The 3703-nt window shown below is 43.8% G+C and carries 6 protein-coding genes; all 6 read left to right on the top strand.

Translation table 11 applies throughout. The annotated features are described in order from the left end of the window. Window positions 1-706: bacteriophage T4 gp5 trimerisation domain-containing protein (locus tag BJF95_RS24540; RefSeq protein ID WP_425348664.1), on the top strand; the 706-nt coding region annotated here is incomplete at its 5' end. Between the two features lie 11 nt (window positions 707-717). Beyond that, window positions 718-1686: a hypothetical protein gene (locus tag BJF95_RS00120; protein ID WP_075637418.1), complete on the top strand. Its 969-nt coding sequence runs from the start codon at window positions 718-720 to the stop codon at window positions 1684-1686. Window positions 1687-1733: 47 nt separating this feature from the next. Next, the gene (locus tag BJF95_RS00115) at window positions 1734-2459 is read left to right on the top strand and encodes a hypothetical protein (RefSeq protein WP_075637417.1); all 726 of its coding nucleotides are present in this window, start codon (window positions 1734-1736) and stop codon (window positions 2457-2459) included. A 119-nt stretch (window positions 2460-2578) separates the two neighbouring features. Beyond that, complete coding sequence (locus BJF95_RS00110) at window positions 2579-3127, top strand: cytochrome c oxidase subunit II (RefSeq protein WP_075637416.1); 549 nt, start codon at window positions 2579-2581, stop codon at window positions 3125-3127. Between the two features lie 37 nt (window positions 3128-3164). Continuing rightward, window positions 3165-3470, top strand: coding sequence for a PAAR domain-containing protein (locus BJF95_RS00105; RefSeq protein WP_075637415.1), 306 nt, complete (start codon window positions 3165-3167; stop codon window positions 3468-3470). Next, window positions 3467-3703: phage late control D family protein (locus BJF95_RS00100; protein ID WP_280950422.1), on the top strand; the 237-nt coding region annotated here is incomplete at its 3' end. The genes BJF95_RS00105 and BJF95_RS00100, both read left to right, overlap by 4 nt.

Below are 3703 nucleotides of genomic sequence, written 5' to 3'. Positions count from 1 at the left end.
GCCCAATCCGCTAAACCCCGTGCCGTATGATTTGCCTGCGAATAAGACCAAGAGCGTGTTTCGGACCAATACGCATAAGGGTAGGGGATTTAATGAGTTGACGTTTGAGGATGAGAACGGAAACGAAAAAATCTATGTTCACGCACAAAAAGACCATGAGGTGCATGTAGAGAACAATGCCGCAAAGCGAGTTGATTCTTCCTATGTGGAAAGCATTGGGCGCTCCAAGTACACAGAAATTTCTCGAAATTCTGACACCGTTGTCGGTGGAAGTCTCGCGTTAACCGTAGGGTCGCTTGATATATGGAAACACAACGCCATAAAATTCAAGCCGTTTGATAACAACACGCTCAAATTCGCCTATAATTTGACCGAAAGCATCACTGACGCCAACCCGAAAGGTAATTTTACGATCGCGGTTGCCAGAAATTTTTCAACATATGTTCGAAGTGAAATGACAACAAATGTCACGAGATCAAGCCGGTTGAATATTGGCATGGGGTATAATGTTGATGTGGGATCGAATAAAATCGAAAGAGTGCATAAGAGTTCATATGAAAGTATTGGGGAAAATAAACTGCTGCATGTGAAGCAATCTTTTGAAATTCGGTGTGGTAAGTCGAGTTTCGTGATGCATCGAGATGGGAAGATAGAAATATCTGGTGTGGTGGTAAACATTTCTGGCAAGCGCGTAAATATAAATTGATAGAGATTAATATGAAGAGAAAAATCATAATATCTGTTTTATTCGCGTTTTTGATTGGAGGCGCATTTTATTTGCCGGGTATGATGTCAAACTCTAGTAACCCTCAATGCCAGAACGTTCTCAACAGTAGAGAGCCTGATGGAACGTATGATCCTATCTATATTGGTGTTCTTTTAACGCAAGAATGCGCGCATGTTCTTATTAAGGAGATGCCGGAAGAAGGGCCTGTGATTGTGTTGCATGCAGGATTTCCATCGGCTGTGGACGGTGTAGTTCCCCCGGCGCGAGCAGTAGAATATCTGGAGAATAGAGTTAGAGATGGAGATCATCACTATTTTAAATTAGACGAGGATATAATTCTATTTATTGATGATCTAAAAAAAGACGAGAAATTAGATTCAAAATCACTAGAAAATATACGTGATTTTGTTTTATCTTCCAAAGAGGGAAGTGACCGAAGTCAGATATCTGGAAAGCAACAGCTCGCAAAATATTTTCCGATATGGCGTGATCAAGGTGAACGAGTAGAATTTCAAAAAATATGTGCAGATGCTGGTTGTCCTCAACTCGAACCTGTCTCGAATATATGCAAAACAGATGACTTTTTAAAATTGAAAATGTTGTATGCTTCAGATCCGAAAAAGGTGGTATCCGCTTTCGATCAATGCGCATTCTCGGTTCGCGACGCTTCGTTTATCCGATCTCTCCGCAAATTTGGCATGATGGATACCTCTTGCTCATCCTCGATGCAAATCAATGAGATTGCGGAAAAAGGTTTTAGTCAGGTTGCAAATTGCAGGAAGCAGTTGGCGGCTATAGGGACACTTTCATCTGTCGGCTCAACGGACGTTCTCGAGTTTGCGCGATTGTATTTGAATAAGCAATTGCCCGAAATTGCTCCGGCTGTCTTCGCAAAGAACCTGCGTACGATAAGGGGTTTTTCTCCTAGTACAGCGACGTTGCTCGAAAATAGACGTTGAAGCCGTCAATTTGAATCAGCGATAACCAATGATCTGGAGGTTGCAATATGGGCGACTTGAATCTTGATAATCAAACAGAAATTTTTCAGCAAAACATAGATGAACTCGATAAGGAGGTAGAGAAATTCTACGAAAAGCAGGATTTTGACTTTTCAACGGTTGCTGGCTGGGAAGAATTTTTAGATGAACGTGCGCAATATGGCGGTTCGGGCGCAGATTCTGACGGCATTCAACGCCGCGATTTTAAATATTATGCTGTCGGTTGTGAAAATGTATTTACGAAAGGGGCTCCGATTGAAGTAGATATATACATAAGAACACCAGGAGGTGTTTATGAACTCCCCTGGGGGAATTTATATGTCATGTACCCGGGGCCCAATTTTAAACGGAAAGTTACAGAGTTCAATGTTGGTGGAGGAGGGTCTATTTCGACAAAAAAGTCCATTACGGTTGGTGCTTTACCCGACGGTAAAGAAGCATGGGGCGTGATATACTACATATTTCTCAAGACCGATGAAGTTCCCGGTAAAAAAGAACTTTCCGATAAAGCCAAGGATATACTGGAAGAGTCCGCAAAGGACATGGGAAAGTTGATCAAACGTGGCCGGAAGCTATTGAGTTACGGAGGGACCACTGTGGCAATTCGAGTTGCGGTTCAGAACGATTCTCCGTGGGATCACATGTTTCCGCAAAGGTTGATGAGTGATGATGCTGAAAATAAACTTGAAAAATTATATGAAAAAACAAAAGATACATTAAATTTTTGGGACTAAATTGTTGTTTTTATCGATTGTCTCTCGACGCATCCAATTTATTTTTTCCGCGTATTTTTCAAGATTTTGGCCCTATTTCAAAAACATGAACCGATAAATGTATCGACTGTGAGATTTTTATGAAAACGATCATCGGCTTTGTGATTTTTATGCTTGTGTGCGGGCAAGCCCTGTCCGCGGACAAAGATAATTCAATTTGTGACGGTAGGGTTGGCGCTGACTATGCGACTTGTCAGTCCACATTGGAGCTTTTACTTCAAGGAAGTTCCCAGAGTAGGGGGGCTGGCATATTCGCAATATATAAAGAACGTAAATGGCTGTTCCGTTATGAAATTTCTGAAATATCCAACGAAAAACATCAGTGTATTGTGACTATAAATCATTTGTTGATCCAAAAAGGCCGAAAAACACGCTTACTATACACTTCACATGATCATATGGTTGATCTCCATATTGATAAACTAGGTATCCGAAAGACTGCAATTCCAGGCAGGGTGGATGAAATTATGATCAATGCCACGTCGCTTTTAGAGGAAGGTACGGTGAAATTTCCACCGCAAGATAGAGGCGCTTCTGATGCCGTTGTTGTCGTTGATATGCTTTCACTCCTTGCCTACAAGGGTTGGATATTAAAAGCGCATAAGCAGGATTGTCACACGATCGAATGACCCTATTTGCTAAGTTTAAAGCATAAGGATAATTACTATGCCCGCCATCACCCGTCTCGGAGACATCGGCTCCGGCCACGCCTGCCATTTTCCACCCACAACCGCCGTTGAAGCGAGTGGTGATGTGTTTATCAATGGTCGTGGTGCCGTGCGGGTTGGAGATGCCTATGGTGCGCATGCCTGCTCGTCCTGTCCGGAGCCCAGCCATGGTCGGGCTTTAGCGGCGGGATCGCCCACCGTGTTTATCAATGGCAAGCCTGCCGGGCGCATTGGCGATGCGATTGATTGTGGTGGTGCGGCGGCGGAAGGGTCGGGGAATGTGTTTCTGGATGACGGCAACTGACCATTCGCCCGCAGATGTGGCTGCTGTCACGCCGATCTGATTGCCGCATCTGGCAGGATATGACCTCTATTCAAGTGCTTGAAACCCTGTTTTCCGAGCATGGTCTGCCACAGCCGGATATTGGCTTTTTGCAAAACAAACCACCAGCCCAGCACTATTCGGTGCAATGGAACGAGACCGATCTGGATTACCTGCTGCGCAGGCTGGAAGAAGACGGCATTTTCTTCTGGTTT

It is taken from the genome of Rhizobium oryziradicis (assembly GCF_001939045.1).
Taxonomy (GTDB): Bacteria; Pseudomonadota; Alphaproteobacteria; order Rhizobiales; family Rhizobiaceae; genus Allorhizobium; species Allorhizobium oryziradicis.
Note: the sequence above shows the minus strand (reverse complement) of the source record. Positions and strands in the feature narration are given on the sequence as shown.

Coding starts and splice junctions, on each gene's coding strand:
- BJF95_RS00120 (WP_075637418.1), top strand. CDS start 718: ATGAAGAGAAAAATCATAATATCTGTTTTATTCGCGTTTTTGATTGGA.
- BJF95_RS00115 (WP_075637417.1), top strand. CDS start 1,734: ATGGGCGACTTGAATCTTGATAATCAAACAGAAATTTTTCAGCAAAAC.
- BJF95_RS00110 (WP_075637416.1), top strand. CDS start 2,579: ATGAAAACGATCATCGGCTTTGTGATTTTTATGCTTGTGTGCGGGCAA.
- BJF95_RS00105 (WP_075637415.1), top strand. CDS start 3,165: ATGCCCGCCATCACCCGTCTCGGAGACATCGGCTCCGGCCACGCCTGC.